The organism is Jonquetella anthropi DSM 22815 (assembly GCF_000237805.1).
Classification (GTDB): Bacteria; Synergistota; Synergistia; order Synergistales; family Dethiosulfovibrionaceae; genus Jonquetella; species Jonquetella anthropi.
This window is the reverse complement of the sequence record NZ_CM001376.1, coordinates 1,632,613-1,649,996: the sequence shown is the minus strand read 5'-3', so window position 1 is coordinate 1,649,996 and position 17,384 is coordinate 1,632,613. Positions and strand designations below refer to the sequence as shown.

15 protein-coding genes are annotated in these 17,384 nt (G+C 57.5%); 6 read left to right on the top strand and 9 right to left on the bottom strand.

Annotation, left to right across the window (positions count from 1 at the left end):
- Both JONANDRAFT_RS07740 and JONANDRAFT_RS07735 read right to left on the bottom strand, forming a co-directional pair.
- Positions 1 to 480 carry a hypothetical protein gene (locus JONANDRAFT_RS07740; protein WP_008519803.1) on the bottom strand — a complete coding sequence of 160 codons (480 nt, stop codon included), beginning with the start codon at positions 478 to 480 and terminating at the stop codon, positions 1 to 3.
- 5 nt (positions 481 to 485) lie between these two features.
- A complete protein-coding gene (locus JONANDRAFT_RS07735; protein ID WP_008519802.1) occupies positions 486 to 1,274 on the bottom strand; it encodes a DUF4198 domain-containing protein in 789 nt (262 codons plus the stop codon).
- A 368-nt stretch (positions 1,275 to 1,642) separates the two neighbouring features.
- On the opposite strand from JONANDRAFT_RS07735, the gene JONANDRAFT_RS07730 reads away from it, so the two are divergent.
- Together JONANDRAFT_RS07730 and JONANDRAFT_RS07725 are read left to right on the top strand one after the other, a co-directional pair.
- A complete protein-coding gene (locus tag JONANDRAFT_RS07730; protein ID WP_008519799.1) occupies positions 1,643 to 2,881 on the top strand; it encodes a hypothetical protein in 1,239 nt (412 codons plus the stop codon).
- Positions 2,882 to 2,964: 83 nt separating this feature from the next.
- Entirely contained in the window at positions 2,965 to 4,152 is a 1,188-nt protein-coding gene (locus JONANDRAFT_RS07725; RefSeq protein ID WP_008519798.1) for a M20 metallopeptidase family protein, read from the top strand.
- 248 nt (positions 4,153 to 4,400) lie between these two features.
- On the opposite strand, the gene JONANDRAFT_RS07720 is transcribed toward JONANDRAFT_RS07725, so the two are convergent.
- Positions 4,401 to 4,808: a type II toxin-antitoxin system HicB family antitoxin gene (locus JONANDRAFT_RS07720; RefSeq protein ID WP_008519796.1), complete on the bottom strand. Its 408-nt coding sequence runs from the start codon at positions 4,806 to 4,808 to the stop codon at positions 4,401 to 4,403.
- A 1,278-nt stretch (positions 4,809 to 6,086) separates the two neighbouring features.
- Between JONANDRAFT_RS07720 and JONANDRAFT_RS07715 the strand changes: the two genes are divergently transcribed.
- Both JONANDRAFT_RS07715 and JONANDRAFT_RS07710 read left to right on the top strand, forming a co-directional pair.
- A complete protein-coding gene (locus JONANDRAFT_RS07715) occupies positions 6,087 to 6,494 on the top strand; it encodes a hypothetical protein (RefSeq protein ID WP_008523459.1) in 408 nt (135 codons plus the stop codon).
- A 228-nt stretch (positions 6,495 to 6,722) separates the two neighbouring features.
- Positions 6,723 to 7,529, top strand: a complete 807-nt coding sequence (locus JONANDRAFT_RS07710) for a class I SAM-dependent methyltransferase (protein ID WP_008523458.1) — start codon at positions 6,723 to 6,725, stop codon at positions 7,527 to 7,529.
- Between the two features lie 35 nt (positions 7,530 to 7,564).
- Here JONANDRAFT_RS07710 and JONANDRAFT_RS07705 read toward each other — a convergent pair whose 3' ends face one another.
- A complete protein-coding gene (locus JONANDRAFT_RS07705) occupies positions 7,565 to 8,356 on the bottom strand; it encodes a nitroreductase family protein (protein WP_008523457.1) in 792 nt (263 codons plus the stop codon).
- A 273-nt stretch (positions 8,357 to 8,629) separates the two neighbouring features.
- Positions 8,630 to 9,799, bottom strand: a complete 1,170-nt coding sequence (locus JONANDRAFT_RS07700) for a leucine-rich repeat domain-containing protein (RefSeq protein ID WP_008523456.1) — start codon at positions 9,797 to 9,799, stop codon at positions 8,630 to 8,632.
- Between the two features lie 187 nt (positions 9,800 to 9,986).
- On the opposite strand from JONANDRAFT_RS07700, the gene JONANDRAFT_RS07695 reads away from it, so the two are divergent.
- Entirely contained in the window at positions 9,987 to 11,111 is a 1,125-nt protein-coding gene (locus tag JONANDRAFT_RS07695; RefSeq protein WP_008519781.1) for a sodium ion-translocating decarboxylase subunit beta, read from the top strand.
- Positions 11,112 to 11,130: 19 nt separating this feature from the next.
- Here the strand turns inward: JONANDRAFT_RS07695 and JONANDRAFT_RS07690 are convergent, their stop codons facing one another.
- Positions 11,131 to 11,940: a hypothetical protein gene (locus JONANDRAFT_RS07690; RefSeq protein WP_008523455.1), complete on the bottom strand. Its 810-nt coding sequence runs from the start codon at positions 11,938 to 11,940 to the stop codon at positions 11,131 to 11,133.
- 136 nt (positions 11,941 to 12,076) lie between these two features.
- Here JONANDRAFT_RS07690 and thrC point away from each other — a divergent pair, with 136 nt between their 5' ends.
- Positions 12,077 to 13,252 carry a threonine synthase gene (gene thrC / locus JONANDRAFT_RS07685; RefSeq protein WP_008523454.1) on the top strand — a complete coding sequence of 392 codons (1,176 nt, stop codon included), beginning with the start codon at positions 12,077 to 12,079 and terminating at the stop codon, positions 13,250 to 13,252.
- Positions 13,253 to 13,301: 49 nt separating this feature from the next.
- Here thrC and JONANDRAFT_RS07680 read toward each other — a convergent pair whose 3' ends face one another.
- The 3 genes from JONANDRAFT_RS07680 to JONANDRAFT_RS07665 all read right to left on the bottom strand — a co-directional run bounded on the left by JONANDRAFT_RS07680 (position 13,302) and on the right by JONANDRAFT_RS07665 (position 17,224).
- A complete protein-coding gene (locus JONANDRAFT_RS07680; protein WP_008523453.1) occupies positions 13,302 to 14,747 on the bottom strand; it encodes a Do family serine endopeptidase in 1,446 nt (481 codons plus the stop codon).
- A gap of 140 nt (positions 14,748 to 14,887) precedes the next feature.
- Positions 14,888 to 15,784, bottom strand: coding sequence for a cation diffusion facilitator family transporter (locus JONANDRAFT_RS07670; RefSeq protein WP_008519773.1), 897 nt, complete (start codon positions 15,782 to 15,784; stop codon positions 14,888 to 14,890).
- A 117-nt stretch (positions 15,785 to 15,901) separates the two neighbouring features.
- Positions 15,902 to 17,224, bottom strand: coding sequence for a sodium-dependent transporter (locus tag JONANDRAFT_RS07665; protein ID WP_008523452.1), 1,323 nt, complete (start codon positions 17,222 to 17,224; stop codon positions 15,902 to 15,904).
- Between the last annotated feature and the right edge of the window lie 160 nt (positions 17,225 to 17,384).

Genomic DNA, 17,384 nt, shown 5'->3' with positions numbered 1-17,384 from the left:
TTAGGCCGCCTTCCGACGCCGACGGATCAAGACGACGGCAACGCCAATGTTGAACAGCAGGCTGACGCCCAGCACGGCGTTCCGTGCCAATTCGGCTCCCGAAGGCATGGAACTGCCCGAAACCTGGGGCGCCGGCGCGGCGCTGGCCGCTCCGCTGTTCAGCTCGCTCATCTTCACGTTTACGTGACCTTCGGCGCGATGGCCTTCCTGCGAGACGACGACTTTCCAGTCTCCGTCAGCGTTGGGGACAAACGCAAAATGGCCCATATCGTCGGTGCTACCTTCCTGATATGGAGTTTTGGGATCGGCGGGCGAGAAAACCTGCGTCTCTGCGTACGACATGGTTTCTCCAGTGGAGTAGTAGAACTCCAGAGCAACCGGCTTGTCGCTCGATACCCTGACCCCGACGCCGTGCGCTAAAGCGGCGGTCGCCCCGGCGCTGAGGCACAGGGCGACTGCTGCGGCAGAAAGAAATTTCATGGAGGTTACTTGACCTCAAAGCAGAAAACAGAACGGATATTCTTGGAGTCGTACTCGCCATCAACGCCCTTTTCGGTTGACATGGTCCGCACGAACCAGTAGCCCGGATGGGTAATGCGGATGTGAGCGACGCCCTCAGTGTCGCACTCGGTGTAGTACGCGTATGTATTCTCCCAATCAGGAGCGAATCCGTCGTAGGAAGCCCAGACGTTCGTCGACTCGGGGGAACCGTGGTGCAGGATCTTGACGGCCAGCTCGTCGCCGACTTTCAGATCGGCCGGGTTGCTGAGCGGGACGATCTCGAGGTCCTGATTGGCCAGCTCTTTCCACGTCTCATCGCCGCTCTTGGCGTTGAACATGGCCTTGACAAACTTGCAGTAAAGCGTGGAGGATTTAACTTTCAGCCCCTGAGCTTCGAGCTCTTTTCGGCTGCCCGGCTTGCCGCCCTTGTTGGTGATGGAGTAAAGCTCGCCAGCCCGCTCCAGCGTGAGGACAGCCGGAGCGTCCGATTTCACGTGCAGGGTAGAGACCAAGCACTGATTAGCTTCGTCAGCCTTCACGTCGCCGAACGTGTCGCCGGAGGTTCCCAGAACGCCAAGCTTCATGGTGTCTGCCTCTTCAACTTCCTCCGAGATCATGAACCGGTGCGTGGAGATGATAGAGACCTTGACGTCGCTGTCGCCTTTTGCTGCGAACACTTCCGGCTTGAGGAACAGCTCGTGCGCCATCGCCGCGCCAGCAAAGCTCAAAAGAGCCGCCACTGTGATTCCCGCCACTGCCTTTTTCGTTTCCATGACAAAAGACCCTCCTTTAAAATTTGGCCAAAAGGCCAGACTCTCCGCGAAGCAAGAGTGCACCACTCTTTTCGCACCTATGACTATAGCATTCTGGGATAGGCGTGTCAAAAAAAACTAAGAGAGTATCACGATTATAAAGGTATTCGGGGAGCGTCTGGGGGAGTTTGGGACGTCTCAAAGCCGGAAAATATAGTCAGTAAAAAGCAATTAATTTACACTCAAATAATGGACGAAAATCGCCCCGCTCACCTCAAAAAAGGATTCCTGACAGGCTCTCGTTTCTTTGACTGGCCGTTATTTCCCGTGATAAACTGATAGTCCCTAGTAATTTAACTTATTGGGGGAAAACGAGGGAGGTGTGCTGGGTGAGTTTTATCTTTGCGTTCTTCATTATGATGTTCATGCTGTCTATTGGGGACGCCGTGTCTGCGAAGACGAAAGCGTGGGTTCCGTCGGTCTTCATTTCCGCGTCGCTGTTCGTCATCGGGTTCTGGACCGGTTGGCTGCCTCGCAACGTCATGGACATTGCGGGGTTTGGGACGAACATGTGGACGCTGGCGATGTTCTTGATCATCGGCCACATGGGTTCCATGATGAGCCTGAAGGAATTGGGACAGCAGTGGAAGACAGTTGTCATTGCCGTCGCGGGGCTGGTTGGCCTTTCGGTTGCGCTGTTCGTCCTCGCTAAGCCGATCTTGGGCTGGAATGCTGTCGTCCTTGGCACGCCGTCATTGGCCGGTGCCTTGGTGTCCACGATCATGATGGGTGAGGCCGCAAAGGCGATGAACTTGGGCGTTCTGGCCCTTTTGCCTCCGGCCATCTTTGTCGTCCAGAGCTTTGTCGGGTATCCTCTGACGGCCCTGTGCCTGAAGTGGGAAGGAACTCGCCTGCTGAACGCGCGGAAGGCTGGCGACGTGAAGGCTTATAACTGCCCGGTTGAAGACGTTTCTGCGCCGGGCGCTGCCCGCAAGCGCCTGATTCCGCCTCTGCCGGAGAAGTATCAGACGAGCTTCACTCATCTGGCCGGACTGGGCCTTGTCGGCTGGGTATCGTTCAACGTGGCTGCTTGGATCAAGGCCGGATTGATTGCGATAAACCCGGCGTGGGGAAGCTACGCCATTCACCCGTTGGTCATCACGCTCATCTTCGGCGCGCTGGCCGCTGAAGTCGGACTGATCGAGCGCAAGACTCTGGAGAAGTCCTCGTCCCTCGGGCTGGTTATGGCCATCGTCATGTGCCTTGTCATGTGCATGCTCAAGGAATCCACGCCTCACGACCTGCTGATGCTGGTATGGCCGGTGTTTGTCATCGTCGTCATCGGCGTTTGCGGCCTCATGCTGTTCTCCGCGATCATGGGCAAAATCCTTGGGCGGTCGGTGCCTCTGTCCATGGCTCTGACCCTGACGGCTCTGTACGGCTTCCCGCCCAACTACATCCTGACGGAAGAAGCGAGCAAGGGGCTGGCGAAGGACAAGGAAGAGTTCTCGTTCTTGATGAATCAGATGCTGTCGCCGATGATCATCGGCGGATTTATCACTGTGACGATCGGCTCGGTCATCATGGCCGGCGTCTGCGTCACGCTGCTGCACCCGGCTGGCATGTAGGAGCTGAGAAGTTCGTCCCAGAGCACAAGAGTACTCGGGGAGTGCAGTTGTCAGCGTAAAAATTCAGGCAGGAGGCTGATAGAATGTACGACCTGATGAAAAATCGCGCGAAAGAGATCGAAAAACAGGTAGCAGAGTGGAGGCACTATTTCCACCAGCATCCGGAACCGTCGATGGGCGAAAAGGAAACAACCGCAGAGATCGCTAAAATCATGCGGGAACTGGGCTACAAAGTGCGCGTCGGCTGTGAGGGCCACCCGGATTTAGGCGTCATTGCCGACTTGAACGAAGACGTGCCGGGCAAGCGGATCGCCCTGCGGGCTGATATTGACGCCCTCAAGGTGACCGAAGAGCTTCAGGTGCCCTGGAAATCGGTCAACGTGGGGTACATGCACGCCTGCGGCCACGACAGCCACATCGCCATGGCGCTTGGCGCGGCAAAGCTCATCGCCGAGCACAAAGAGGAGTACAAAGGCAAGATTCGCTTTATTTTCCAGCCCGCCGAGGAGATTGGCGCCGGAGCAAAAGCGATCATCGCCGCCGGAGCGCTCGAAGGCGTTGACTTTATCATTGGCCAGCACATTTGGTCACCGATCCGGCGCGGATTGATCAGCGTCCGGCCCGGAGCCTTTATGGCGTCTGCCGATAAGTTTGAAGTGACCATTACCGGTAAGGGCGGACACGGATCAGCGCCTCAGCTTTCCATCGACCCGGTTGTGGCGGCCTGCGCGCTCGTTCAGAGCTGGCAGGCTCTCGTCAGCCGGGAAACCGCGCCGCTGGACGCCGCTGTGCTAACGGTGGCCAACATATCCGCCGGCACTCTGTTTAACATCATCCCCTCGACCGCGTACATGCAGGGAACCACTCGGACGTTCAACCAGAAAGTCCGAGAGAATTTGGCCCAGCGAATGGGAGAAATGGCCAAGGACATCTGCGCGGCGTACCGGTGCACGGCCGACTTCACCTATCACTGGATGCTCCGTCCGACGGTGAACGACGCAAAGGGCGCCGAGTTTGTGCGCCAGGAGCTGTCGGCTATGTTCGGCGAAGACCACGTGATTGACGGCGGTCCCGACATGGCGGCAGAGGACTTCAGCGAGTATCAGGCGTTAATCCCCGGCTGCTTCATGTTCCTCGGCACCGGAGACCCAGAACACGACATGGCGTACCCCCAGCACCACCCCAAGTACACCGTGGACGACGCGGTGCTTTACATGGGAGTAGCCGGAATGGCCGGGCTCGCTTGCCGTTGGCTCGAAGAAAACAAGTAAAGCGTCCTTCTCAGGCGGCTTGCTCGCACGGTGGGCAGGCCGCCGTTCTATTTGGGGTAAAAGACTGATTCGGAAAAGAAAAGGACGTCCTCCGACTCAGATGGGGCGGAGTCGAAAGGGGACGTCACAAAGAGAACAATTAAAAGCACATGACGAACTTGTACGGGCGCGTGAATTGAAATGCTGTGGCTTGCTTGCTGCCCTCTGGCGGCTCAAGTCGCGCCCTGCACGGGCGCGCGAATAAAGCCTTATTGTATTCTGAGCGAGGCTTTTAGCCCCGCCTGCAGAATTTTAGAAAAGTTGAGCCCTGCTTTCTCTGCGGCTGCGTTCAGCCAAATTGGTATTGTGACGTTTTTCTTGACGCTTCCAGAAAGGCGTTCTTCTCGGTAGAGTGGCAGCCAAACGTCGATGATGAATACAGCTTGGTTCTTACTGCACTTAATGTTTTGGGGCGCAGAAGGTGCCGGAAGGCTATTTCCCGAGGTCTCATTGGCGGCAAGCCAGCAGCCTAGCGCGTCGCGAGCCATATAAAGCGCCTCGTCATCGCTGTGGGCACTGGAGATACAGCCGGGCAGGTCCGGAAACGTGATCGTGATGCCGTCGTCGGCGTACGAAAAAATCGCTGGATAGATTGCGGTGTCCTTGCATTTGTTCATTTGTATTCTTCCTCCGTTTGATCAGCCGAGGCGCGAAGACTGCCTCGGTTTTGTCGTTACTTATTTGGCTATATGCCCGTTTGGCGTGCTACTTCGTCTGTGTCCCTTGAGGGGCTTTTGATCGCGCGGTACCGTTGCTGCCGCGTCGTGATGTCGGATCAATGATCGCAATGCGCCCCCCTTGCCGCGCGTCCTTTCAGCCAAGGAGTTTTTTCAATGCCTCTAGGATACTTTGAAAAATTAAACTGCGTCGTCCTGCGCTTGATACGCGTATTTTATGCTCCTTCATGGGGATAGTGGACATTTTTTATGCCCATTGTGAAGTCCACTGTCAAACTCGCCGACTTTTGCGCCGCGGAATAAACTCATAAACTTCACCGCCTCGAAAGCTGGCCTCTAGGTGCGTGAAGAGCAGGCGAACTCTCGTGGGAAAAGAAGACGAAACGGAATGGAACGGTGCGTTTGCCCCTTGGACAAATGGCGCGGCGCTGGAAGATCGGTTGAAAATGAGCTTCAAGTTGAATGGCGGCTCAGTCTGAGGGCGTTCCTCGGCCGTTTATTGGGGCTGTGGGGCCTGCGTACGCGTCGGAGTCCCAGCGTATTGATGGTATGCATGTTAGACTGGCGGAAATTTGTGTCTTGTCAGCGGTGCCGTTCTCGGCGACAGGGAAGTTAAGTTCTGGCGGTCAGCTCATCGGGAGGCGCGGCCTGCCGGTACGATAAAGTCCACCTTTCCGGCGCGTTGACCGGGCGGAGTTTTTTCTCCCCGGCGAAGCGCGCCGGTTTTTCTGCTGACGGGACAGCAATCGCGCTCCTGGGCTGTTACGTTTTGTTTTCCCTCTTCAGCCCGATCAGCCGCCAAGGTCGGCGCAAAAGTTCTCTGCGTCCCCGCTGCGTCGCCCAAGAGGGAGCAGCACGGCGGTTCGCGGTGCTGTGCGGCTGTGCAGCTCAAGGTGACGCGCTTGAGGCCGTTTGGAAGGACGCTGGCTGGCTAGGACGCGCCAAATTCGGCGGCAGGCGCGTGCTGGGCGGCCAATGACAGAGACGGTATGCTTCTCGGGACTCAGATCGTTTCGGCGAAGATGATCGACTTGGAGGGCAGAAAGACCTGTAGGACGTCGGGCGAAGCGAGATATAATGGCATAAAAAGAGATTAAATGAATTGATAAATACTGACTAACTGATAATCCCATCCTTGACAATTCGCGTCAGCTCTTCGCATAATAAAAGCGTTGGGTACGATGTAAATATAACCTGTTCAAAAAGGAGGAGCGTTCGTTGCGAGGAAGACTGACAGCACTTTTGACAGCGGCCGTGTTGGCGCTTTCCCCTGCCGCTTATGGGTCGCCGAAGAGCGTCCCGCTTCCGAAGGAGACGGTTTGGAACGAAGAAGAGGTAGAGGCGGTTCAGGATCTTCAGTTAATTTTTTTAGTCGTTGACGGCGCTCAATGCGATGAAGACCTGGGAAGCTTGAAAGAGCTGGGCTGGCAGAGGGAAAAGGACGAACAGTACGACGGCTGCGACTGCATGGTGTTCAGCGTCTACAGGCTGGACGAGAACGGCACCCCGACGGAGAAGCTGGCTACATACGCCAAGACTAAGAGAGAAAACTTCTTCTATCGTTACAACGAGGAAGTTAAGCAGTTTCAAGAGGTTCTATTCATAGTCGACGAGGCGGTGGGTTAAAGAAAACTCGTCCGTAAGCACGTTGAACGCGTCCGAGTCCATCGGGCGCGTTTTCTTTTTGGGAAGCTGCTCTCAGCGCCGCCCCTTGGCGCAGCTGGCGACGTCCCGACTTTTAAAGCGTGAAACAAGCCGCCCTGTCAGATAGACAGGGCGGCTTGTTTGTTGACGAGTGATATGAAAGTATAGTATAATATAACTAAAACTAACTTTGATAAAGGAGGCTCAGGTATGGAAGATCTGCTCAGCGGGGTAGCGAGGACTTGCATTATCCCGTTAGTGGCCCGTGCTGTCGAGACGGAAAGCGGCTCGCCGCGCCTCCGAGATCCTGACGCGGTCAGAATTGTGAACGAACTGGGCGTGACGCGGAAGGCTTTTCGTGTGCACCCGGGGACGATTGAAGGCTCAGTCCGCCGAACTCTGTGGTTTGACGGACAAGTCTCCAATTTTATGGCTTCTCACCGGGGCGCGTCGGTCGTGAATTTAGGGGCCGGGCTTGACGCTCGTTTCGACCGGTTGGACGACGGCCGTGTTCAGTGGTTCGACGTGGACTTGCCGGACTGCGTCAACCTGCGTCGGCGTTTTTTCCAAGACGGCCCGCGCCGGCAGATGATTGGGATGGACATGTTCTCGCCGGAGCTGTTCGACCGGCTTGGCCTTTCCAGTCCGTCGCTGTTCATCATGGAAGGGCTGGTGATGTACCTTCCAGTGGAGAAACTTCGAGCCTTTTTCCAGCGCGCCGCTGAGGTCTCAGGCGGTGAAGCGCTTTTCGACGTGGTGTCGCCGTTTTTCGCCGCCCGCTCAAGCCGTCTTGTGCGCGAGGTCGGCCGTTCAAAGGCGGCGATGGAGTGGGGAGTTCGGAGCGCAAGTGAGCTGCCGGAGCTGTTCCCTTCAATTCAGGTGCTCAAGACGCAGGAGTACGGCAAGTTCACAGTCGCCCAGAGCGGCTTATTACCGGCGCTGGTGTTCTCGATTCCGTTTTTTCAGAAGCTGTTCTTCAGTTTTATGGTCCACGCCCGTCTCGTTCAGCAGGCTTGAGTTCGCTTCCGGTCCCTTGAAGGGCCGGAAGCTTTTTATTTTGACGTGCCGGACAGCCACGCGGCGATGGCTTCCTTTGTGGCTCGGGCGGATTCGACGGCGAACGCCGCGCCGGTTTTGCGGAGGTACATTTTTTGCCCCACGTTTTTGGCCGGCTCGCCGATGGCGGTGATGCTCCACCGTCGGCCAGAGTTCTCCATGAGCTCCAATTCTTCAGGGGAGATTCGGCGGTACGAGTCTACGTGGCGAACCATTGAAAGGGGCAGGCGCTGTCGGGCAGCTGGACGGGCGCTTGACGGCCAGTGTCCGAACGCCGTCAGGACGACTGGGAAGGCCAACGGCGGCAGCTGAAGCAGGTCTCTGGTCCGTTCCCAGCCTTCGATGGCGGTGCCAAAGTAGCATGAGCCGATTCCCATACTTTCGGCGGCAATGACGGCGGTTTGGGCCGCGATGAGCGCGTCGCTGGCGGCTAGAAGCAGTTCGGACTCCTGCGGGACCCGCCATGGGATATTGTGGGCCCGGCACATGCCCTCGGCTTGAGAGTGAACGTAAAAGTCATACCAGCGCTGCCAGTCAGCCAAGTACAGGACGACGAACGACGAGGAGGCGATGAATGGCTGTTCGTTCAGCTGGGCGATTTCTTTTTTTATCTCCTGATTTTCTATTTGGATGACCGAGTACAGGCTCATGTTGCCGGCAGTCGGCGCTAAATGTCCCGCCTGCAAAATGGCGTCCTTTTCCTGTTCTGTCACGGCCGGACCAGAGTAGTCACGAAGAGATCTCCGAGTTTCCATCAGGGCAAAAAAACGGTCAAATAATTCGGTCACGGTATCTGCTCCTTTCGGCCTTTCCATGGCATTAGGCGTGACGGCATCTGATAAAACCAACATGCCGCAATTAAAATATACCACTCTCTCCGGCGGAATGAACCGGCGCACAAAAAGCCCGAAAGACAAAAGTCTTTCGGGCTTAACTCGCGCGCTTTCACTGTGGCGCAGCCGCTGGGATCCTCAAACAGGGCCGAACGGCCGCCGTAGAAGCTTTTCAGCGGGCTAATTATGGCTGCTACAGACGAAAAGGGTAGTCGGAATCTAATTTGTTTAAAAGCTTTCGACGCCTTTTTCTTTCAGTTGGTTTACAAGATCATCGCTGACCCCGTCGGCCTCACTGCGGAAAAGGACGCTCAGGGCGGGCAGCTTGAGCAGAACGTCAGCGTTTTTTACCTTAAGTGAGCTGAGGGAAATGCTGGAGAGTTTGTCGAGCCCTGCCAAAGGAGCTAGGTCAAACGGCTCAGATTGGGCGTTGATGTCTGATAACTCGAGCGAGGAGAGGTTTTTCAGCTGGGCCAGGAACGACGAGTCAGGGATGTTCACGGAGTGCAGCGAGAGCATGGTTAGGTCCGGCTTAGCGGCCAAGGGGCTGAAGTCGGCGATTTTTTCTTCGCTCAGGGTGAAGCCTTTCAGGTTGGTCAGACCGGCCAGCCAGTTCAGATCGGTGATGTTTCCTGCCCTACCGACCTCAATGAACTGCAGGGAAGGAATCTTGCCGAGCGTCGTTATATCAAGCGAAGGCATCTTGCAAGCCGAGATTTTGATGAGGGATGAACAGCCGGCCAAAGCGGACAGGTCTTTGAATTTACTGCCTTCCAAATCCAGCGACTGAAGGGCCTGGCAAGACGCCAGAGGGGCTAAGTCTCCGTCACAGTTTTGGAGACAGAGCTGCGACAGGCTGGGGCAACTGGCCAGCGGGGTCAAGTCGGGCAGGACCGCGCCTTCGGGGAGGTCCTCTCCCATGGCGATGGTGAGGACTTCCAGCGATTCTTTCCCAGCAAGGGGTTCAAAGCTCTTTAGGTCTGCGGGAAGGCCGAAAATAGCAAGAAAGGCCAGATGGGACATAGGAGCGACAAAATCAAGGTTCTTTACGCTGCCGGCGCTCTCAATCGTGAGGCTTGCCAAGTTGGACATGGCGGACAGAGGAGGCAGGTCGGTGACGTCCGGACACCAAATGGACACCACGCGGAAATCGCTGAATGCCTTGACGATGGCGGCGAACGCTTCCTGGTTCACGTGGTCAAGTCTCAACGAGCATTCTTCAATAGGGGTTTTTTCTGCCGCCAGTTTGTCTTTTGCCTGCTGGATCATTTCAGCTGAGACGTTTTCACTGAACCAGACTGCGCCTCCGTTGACTGAAAACTCAGGTTCAGCAAAGGCTGCAGCCGAAAGGCTGACGCTGATTAAAGCCGCCGCGACGAGGGAACGAAATGCCTTCATAAAGAACACATCCATAATAATTCTGTCATTCAATGACAGAAGGATAGTGGCCAAATGATAACAGACGGCCGGCTTTAAGGTAAGGGTTGTTTTTTAAGAGGGCAGGAAGAACGGAAGACTTGCTGTTGCAGGCCGTTCGACGATTAGATAAAGTGGAGCCAATGCTCATTGAGAGGATTGAGAGAGAATGGAAGCATTATTGCAAGGGATAACGGCGCTCAGCTGGCAGCAAGCTGGGATGATTTTTATCGGGCTCGTGTTAATTTATCTGGCCGTGGCAAAGGATTACGAGCCGGCTCTGCTGCTGCCGATGGGGTTTGGCGCAATTCTCGTCAATATCCCCTTTTCATCGGCGCTGGATCAAATGGTCGGCGGTCAGGTCTTTCACGGCGCGGTGGAGCTGCTGTTTCAGACCGGCATCGCGACGGAGCTGTTTCCGCTGCTCGTCTTTATCGGCGTGGGAGCGATGATGGATTTTTCGCCGGTGCTCGAGAGGCCCGGGATGGCGCTTTTTGGATTGACCGCTCAGGCGGGGATTTTTCTCACCATGGGGCTGGCCCTTTGGATGGGGTTTGACCTTAAAGAGGCTGGGGCGATCGGCATTATTGGCGCGGCGGACGGCCCGACGTCGATTTACGTGTCCAGCCGTTTCGCGCCTCACCTGCTGGGGCCTATTTCGGTGGCGGCGTACTCGTACATGGCGCTTGTGCCGGTGATTCAGCCGCCGGTGATTCGCCTGCTGACCACAAAACAGGAGCGCCAAATAACCATGCCCCGGGTCGAAAGCCGCAGCGTTTCCAAGAGGGCGAAAATTCTTTTTCCCATCTGTGTGACGATCATCGTGAGCTTGTTGGCGCCTGCATCGGCGACGCTCATCGGGTTTCTGATGTTCGGCAATCTCCTGCGGGAAAGCGGCGTCGTGGATCGTCTCGCCAGAGGGGCCGAGAACGAGCTGACCAACATCACGACGATTCTGCTGGGCCTTGCCATCGCGGCGACCATGACAGGGGACAAATTCCTGCGCCCTCAGACTCTGTTCATCATGGGCATGGGGCTTGTGGCGTTCGTCCTCGACACGGCTGTAGGCGTCCTGTCGGCCAAACTGGCTAACGTTTTTCTGAAAAATAAAATTAACCCGATGATCGGCGCGGCGGGGATTTCAGCGTTCCCGATGGCCTCCCGAATCGTCCAAAAAATGGGCGCTCAGGAAAAGCCGGGAAATTTCCTGCTGATGCAGGCTGCCGGGGCGAACGTGGCAGGTCAAATCGGTTCCGTTGTGGCCGGCGGCTTGCTTCTTGCGTTTTTGAGCTGACTAACGCCAGCGAAGGGGCTTATTTCGACGGAGCCTCTTCGCTGGTTTCTTTTTTTTCTCCTTTGGGGGCTTCAGAAGCGCTCTCGGCCGGTTTTGCCTTTTTCTTTGCCGGAGCGGTCTTCTTGGGCTTCGCCGCTGGCTTCGTCGTAGCAGATTTTTTCTTGGTCGCTTTTCCCTCTGCCTTGCTGGCCGGTTCGTCGTCCCTGTTCTTGCGCGGGCGGCCGCGGCGTTTTTTCGGCGCTTCGCCGTCGGACGCAGCTGCCTGGCGGTCCGAGTCTCTCAAGGCCTCGACTTTGGCTTTCAGCTGTTCGGTCGCCGCTTTTGCGTTCTCTTCGACGTTTTCTTTTGTCGCCTTCGCCGCGTCCGCGGCAGATTCTGTGATGGACGAGACTTTATCTTTCACTTTCCCAGCCGCGTTTCGAATGGCGTCTTCGGCTTTTGAGGCGTTTTCTTTGGAGAACACGGCGCGGAAACCGTTCGTCGCGGCGGTGCATGTGGCGCTGACGGTCAGCACAACGGCTCGGAACAAGGCTCCAGCGGCCGTTTTTACTTCCTGACCGGCGTTTTTATACCGCTCTGCGGCAGACGCTTTAAGCTCTTCTTTTTCTTCGACTTCGACTTTTTTCTTGGTTGCCATGGCTAAATCCTCCTCTGATGACGGCCGATGAGCCGCCGCGTGAATTTTCGTGCCCAAGGCACGGGTCATGCGCCGGAAAAAGCCCTTGTGCGGTCCGTCGTTTTTCTCCGAAGAGGCAGGAAATTGACGGAGCCGGTTTAAAACGCGCTCAAAAAACGATCCGGAACGGTTTTCATCCTCAGTCGTTTTCACAGTGTCCTCCTCTGTGCGGCGTGTTCGCGTTGACGCTATTTTGTATTATCGTATCATAATTTCTGGTGACTGTAATAGAGCGTAAAACAATAAAAAGGGCGGTCTATTATTATGCTGGCTCAAGGGGGGAGAGGGAATGAAAAGTGATTGGTCATTGTTTTGCGCGGACTGCGGCAGAACGAAGCCGCTGAATTGGTTGGGACGGTGTGAGTGCGGCGGCCCGCTGGAACTGGTCGGCCCCCTCGGTCGGGTGGATCCGGCCGGGCGTCGAATGGTTGGACGATACGGGAGTTTTTTCCCGTTCGCGTCAGGCGACTGGACGAGTCTCGGCGAGGGCGGCACGCCGCTTGTTCCGCTGGCTCGACTGGGCAGGCGGCTGAACCTTTCCGCCCTGTGGGCGAAAAACGAGACGACCAACCCTACTTGGTCGTTTAAAGACCGCGGGACAGCCGTCTGCTTGGCTCACGCGAAGTCGCTCGGCTTCGATCGAATCGGCACGGTTTCCACCGGCAACATGGCCGCGTCGGTCGCGGCCTACGGCGCGGCGTCAGGTTCTGAGACGTTTATTTTAGTTAAACGGGATATGCCCGAAGAAAAATTGGCGCCGGTGGCGGTCTACGGCGCTCGGGTGGTTCGAGTCGACGGGCCGTACGACAAGCTGTACGACGTGAGCTTGGAGCTGGGAAGGCGGCTTGGGATTTATTTTATGAATTCTGACGTGCCGTTCCGCGTCGCCGGGTCGCGAACGATCGCGTACGAGCTGGCGGAAGAGGCTCCGACGCTTGATTGGGTGGTCGTGCCGGTCAGCGCGGGAGGAAATATCCGCGGCATTTTTGAGGGGTATCGGCAGGCCGTCCAAATGGGGTTGGTTCAAAGGGCGCCGCGAATTTTAGCCGTTCAGGCGGCAGGGTGCTGTCCCGTGACGGCAGCCTTTGAGTCCGGCGCCCAAGCGATACGCCGGTTCGAAAATCCTTCGACGGTCGCTCACGCGATAGATAATCCGCTGCCTCCCAGCGGAAACAGGGCCCTGTCCCTTCTCAGGTCCGACGGGGGAGCCGCCGTCGCGGCGAGCGAGGACGAAATATTATCCGCCCAGCGCGATTTATGCGCCGAAGGGCTGTTCGTGCAGCCAGGCAGCGCGACGGCCTTTGCTGGGCTCAAGTTGGCCCTAGCGCGGGGAATTATTTCCGCCGGGTCTCAGGCGGCGGTTGTTTTAACCGGCAGCGGGCTGAAATACCAGTCGGTTCTCGAAAAACACGGCCTGTCGTGGGAAAGCTGCGGCCTTGACGAGCTGGAAAAAATTCTGCGGTAAAAAAGCAAAAGAAAAAATGGGCCCCTTAAAAGGGGCCCATTTTTTTACGCTACATCTGAAGGGTGACGTACGATGACATGCCGTCCCGGAGCACCAGAAGGACGACGGCCTTCTGGTTTCCGACAGCCCGGGCCAGTTCGTCGGCCGTGGTGACGTTTCGTCCGTTGGCCTGCAGGATCAGATCGTCAGGCTGAAGTCCGGCAAACGCGGCCACAGAGCCGTTTTCGACTTTAGTAATGACCAAGCCGTTCTCATTCGGCGCGAGGTTCAGGTTCTTCCGGAGCTCAGGCGTCAGCTTGGTAACCGAAATTCCCAGTTTGCTGACGGTCTCTTGGCTGTCTTTTTCCAGCGGCTCATCGATGGGCTTGAGCTTCACGCTGAAGGACTTCGTCGAGCCGTCCCGGTAAACCGTGACGGAGACAGTGTCGCCGGCGATGTGCTCGCGAATCCGAGTGCTCACGTCCGTGGGGCTGGCCACCGGCTTGCCGTCCACGCTCGTGATGACATCGCCGCGGCGAATGCCAGCCGAAGCGGCCGGAGAGTCAGGAGCGACGCTCGCCACGAGGGAGCCTTTAACGTCCTTCAGGCCCATGGCGTTTGCCATGACCGGCGTAAGAGGCTGGAGGTACACGCCCAGCTGGGCGCGGCGAACTCGCCCGTAGGTGACGATATCGTTCATGACCTGTTTTGCCATGTCGATGGGGATGGCGAATCCGATGCCCTGCGCCATCGGCGCGATAGCTGTGTTGATGCCGATGACCTGGCCGTGAATGTTGAGAAGCGGTCCGCCCGAGTTGCCCGGGTTGATGGCGGCGTCGGTCTGCAGGAAGCCGTCAAAGCTGAAATCTCTGGCTCGAATGCTGCGGTTTTTCGCCGACAGAACGCCCACGGTCACCGTGGGTTCAACCCCCAGTCCCAGAGGGTTGCCGATGGCGACGACCCAGCTGCCGACTTCCGCGCTGGCGCTGTCGCCCAGCGGCAGGGTGGGCAGGTTTTTTCCGTCCACCTTGATGACGGCCAAGTCGAACGTCGGATCCCGGCCGATGACTTTTGCGTCTTTCGTGGTGCCGTCAGAGAACGTGACGGTGATTTTCTTGGCGTCGGCGATCACGTGGTTGTTGGTGAGGATTCGCCCATCGGACGAAACGACAAAACCGCTGCCCGCGCCCTTCATGGGGACCTGACGGGTGTATTCCCTGAACATGTCGCCGAAAAACTGCTTGAAGAACGGATCGTCCGGGAGGCCGGATACCGACCGAGTCACAACTGCCTCAACGTCGATGTTGACGATAGCGGGAGCCGCTTGCTTGACAATCGCCACAAACGGGCTTTCCTGTCCCTGATTGATCACTGCTGCCGCTGGAGCCGCCGGAGCTGTTGCTGGAGCTGCCGGAGTTGCTGCTGGAGCCGTCGGAGCCGCCGCCAAAATCGCGCTGGCCGACAGGCCCACCAAAAGTGCCGCGACCAAAGTTCTTGCTGTTCTGCCTCTGATCATTGAATCGTTCACCTCCGAAAAGCATATGGGAGTCTTCCCTCCCTGCGCTTTTCAGAATAGCGGCGTCCAAAAGACGGTTCATGCTGACTTCTGCGGAAACGGGGCGAATAAAAAACAGTGATTTTCAGATGCTTGTCAGCTCAATTACTGGGCCCGCGGTCAGCTGGTTCTTCGTGAATCGTGACCAGCGTGTTGGGGCCAAATTCCTGACGCAGCGCTTTCTCGACGTCGGTCGCAATGTCGTGGGCCTGTTTGAGGGTGATGTCCGGTGAAAGGAGAACGTGGAAATCCATCGCCAAGTACCCGCCCAGCGCGCGGAACCGAAGATGATGAAAGCTGATGACGCCGGGACAGGAGCGAATGACCGCGACAATTTTCGCTTCCAGTTCGAGCGGGGCGCCGTCGGTCAGCTCGTGAAACGCCTGGCGCGATGTTTTCCAGCCGACGGAAATGACCAGCAGACTCACGGCACAGGCTCCCAGCGGGTCAAGCAGAGCGCCCCAGCGGCCAAACCAGAGGGCGCCGGCTAAGCCGACCAACACGACGCATGTAGCCAGCGAGTCGCTTCGATGATCCCACGCCTTGCTGAGCAGAAGGACGCTCCCAGTTTCGTCGGCGGCCCGTTTTGTTCGGCGGTAGAGCCATTCTTTTAGGCCGACAGTGAAAAGTCCGATCCAGATGGTCCACAGGTCTGGCCGCTCAAAAGTTTCTCCGCGAAGAATTGAGAAGAACCCGCGGACGCCGCCGGCGAACATGCCTCCGCCGATGGCAAGGAGCGCCGCGCCCATGCTGGCCGCGACGAGCGTCTCGAACTTGCCGTGTCCGTACGGGTGATCCCAGTCAACCGGCTGGCGGACGAGCCGCAGACCCCAGAGCGCCGCCAAGTCAGTTCCCACGTCGGCGACAGAGTTGAAGCCGTCGGCTAAAAGGGCCGCGCTGCCGCCGAAAAAGCCGCCGAGCGTTTTAAGCAGCGCGAGCAGGGCGTTGCACCCCAGTCCAAGCCGGGATATTTTTGTCAGCCGTTCTGTTCGGTCCACTCTGCCACCTCCTTTGCGCTCATCATAGGTGCGAAGGCCGTGTTAGAGCAAGGCGACTTGGGTGAGTTCCGGTGAAATACGGGGAGGAAGGACTTGAAGTCCTCCCTCCCCGCGTCCCTAGCCGATGCCCCCAAGCCGAATGCCCATGACGAACACGAGGATCGTCAGGCCGCAGAAAACGTACTTGCCCAGCGGGACGATCAGCGGCGAAAGATTTCCGTTTCGTCCCAGCCGAATTTGGTCGGCCGCAAACCCGCTTCCGCCGATCCAGAAGAACATCACGGCGGCGAGCAGGGCGCCCAGCGGCAGGACGTAAATGCTGATCAGGTCCATCCACGCGCCGAGACGGGCCCCGTCTTCCAGCGCGATTCCCAAGGCCAGACCGGCCAAAGTGATGACCGCAACCGACGCGGCCCGTGAGAGGCCAAACCGGTTCTGAAGCGCTTCGATCGGAGCCTCGTACAGGTTGACCAGCGACGTCAGGCCGGCGCAGAGGGCGGCGAAAAAGAATATGGTGCAGAAGAGCGCGCTGGCGGGAATCCCTTTGAAAATTTCTGGCATCACGATGAACATGAGCGGCGGTCCGGCCGTCGGAGCGACCTGATGGGCGAACGTGGCGGGAAGAATGACGACCGCTGCCAGCAGGGCGGCGACTGTGTCGAAGAACGCCACAGATTTGGCGGACGAGACGATATCGACGTCGTCTTTCAGATAGCTGCCGTAGACCAGCGTGCCGCTGCCGGCAATGGACAGGGAGAAGAACGCCTGGCCGAGGGCGTAGACCCACGTCTTAGGCGTCCAAAGGACTTGAAAGTCCGGGTGGACGAGGAACTTGTACCCGTCGAGGGCTCCCGGCAGAAAGGCCACTCGGAGGGCCAACAGGGCGAACATGAGAAAAAACAGCGGCATGATCGCCTTGTTCAGCCGTTCAATTCCCCTGCTCACGCCGGCCGCCATGACGAAGAGCGTCAAGAGGATCGCGGCGGTGTGCCAGCCTAAACTGCCCATCGGTCCGGCGACGGCGCCGAAGAAAGCGCCGCTGTCGGGAGCTGACGTGACGAGACCTGAGGCGGACTGGACGAAGAACTTGATGATCCAGCCGACGACTACCGAGTACCCGACGGCGATTCCTAAAGCGCCCACGACGGGGATATAGCCTAGAATGGCGCCGCCTTTCAGGCCTCGGCGGCTCATGACCTTCTCGAACGCTCCGATCGGCCCGGACCTCATCGCCCGGCCGAACGCCATTTCCTCGATGACGCCCGAATAGCCCAGCAAGGCCACGGCGATAAAATACGGGATCAGGAACGCCGCCCCGCCGAGCTGCCCGACCCGGTACGGAAACAGCCAGATATTGCCCATGCCGACCGCTGAACCGACGCATGCCCAGATGAACCCGGCTCGGCTTTTAAAAGAATCTCTTTTCTGTGAAGACTGCAATCTGAAAACCTCCTTCGGTACGTTTTTCCATGAGAACTCATTTCCAAGGGGCGCGCGAAGCGGCGTCCCTTCAGGTCGGATAAAAAATCATGACGGGTCATCTCCTTCAAAAAAAGAGGGCCTCTCCTGCTGGAGAAGGCCCTCTCGTTCGTCTTAAACG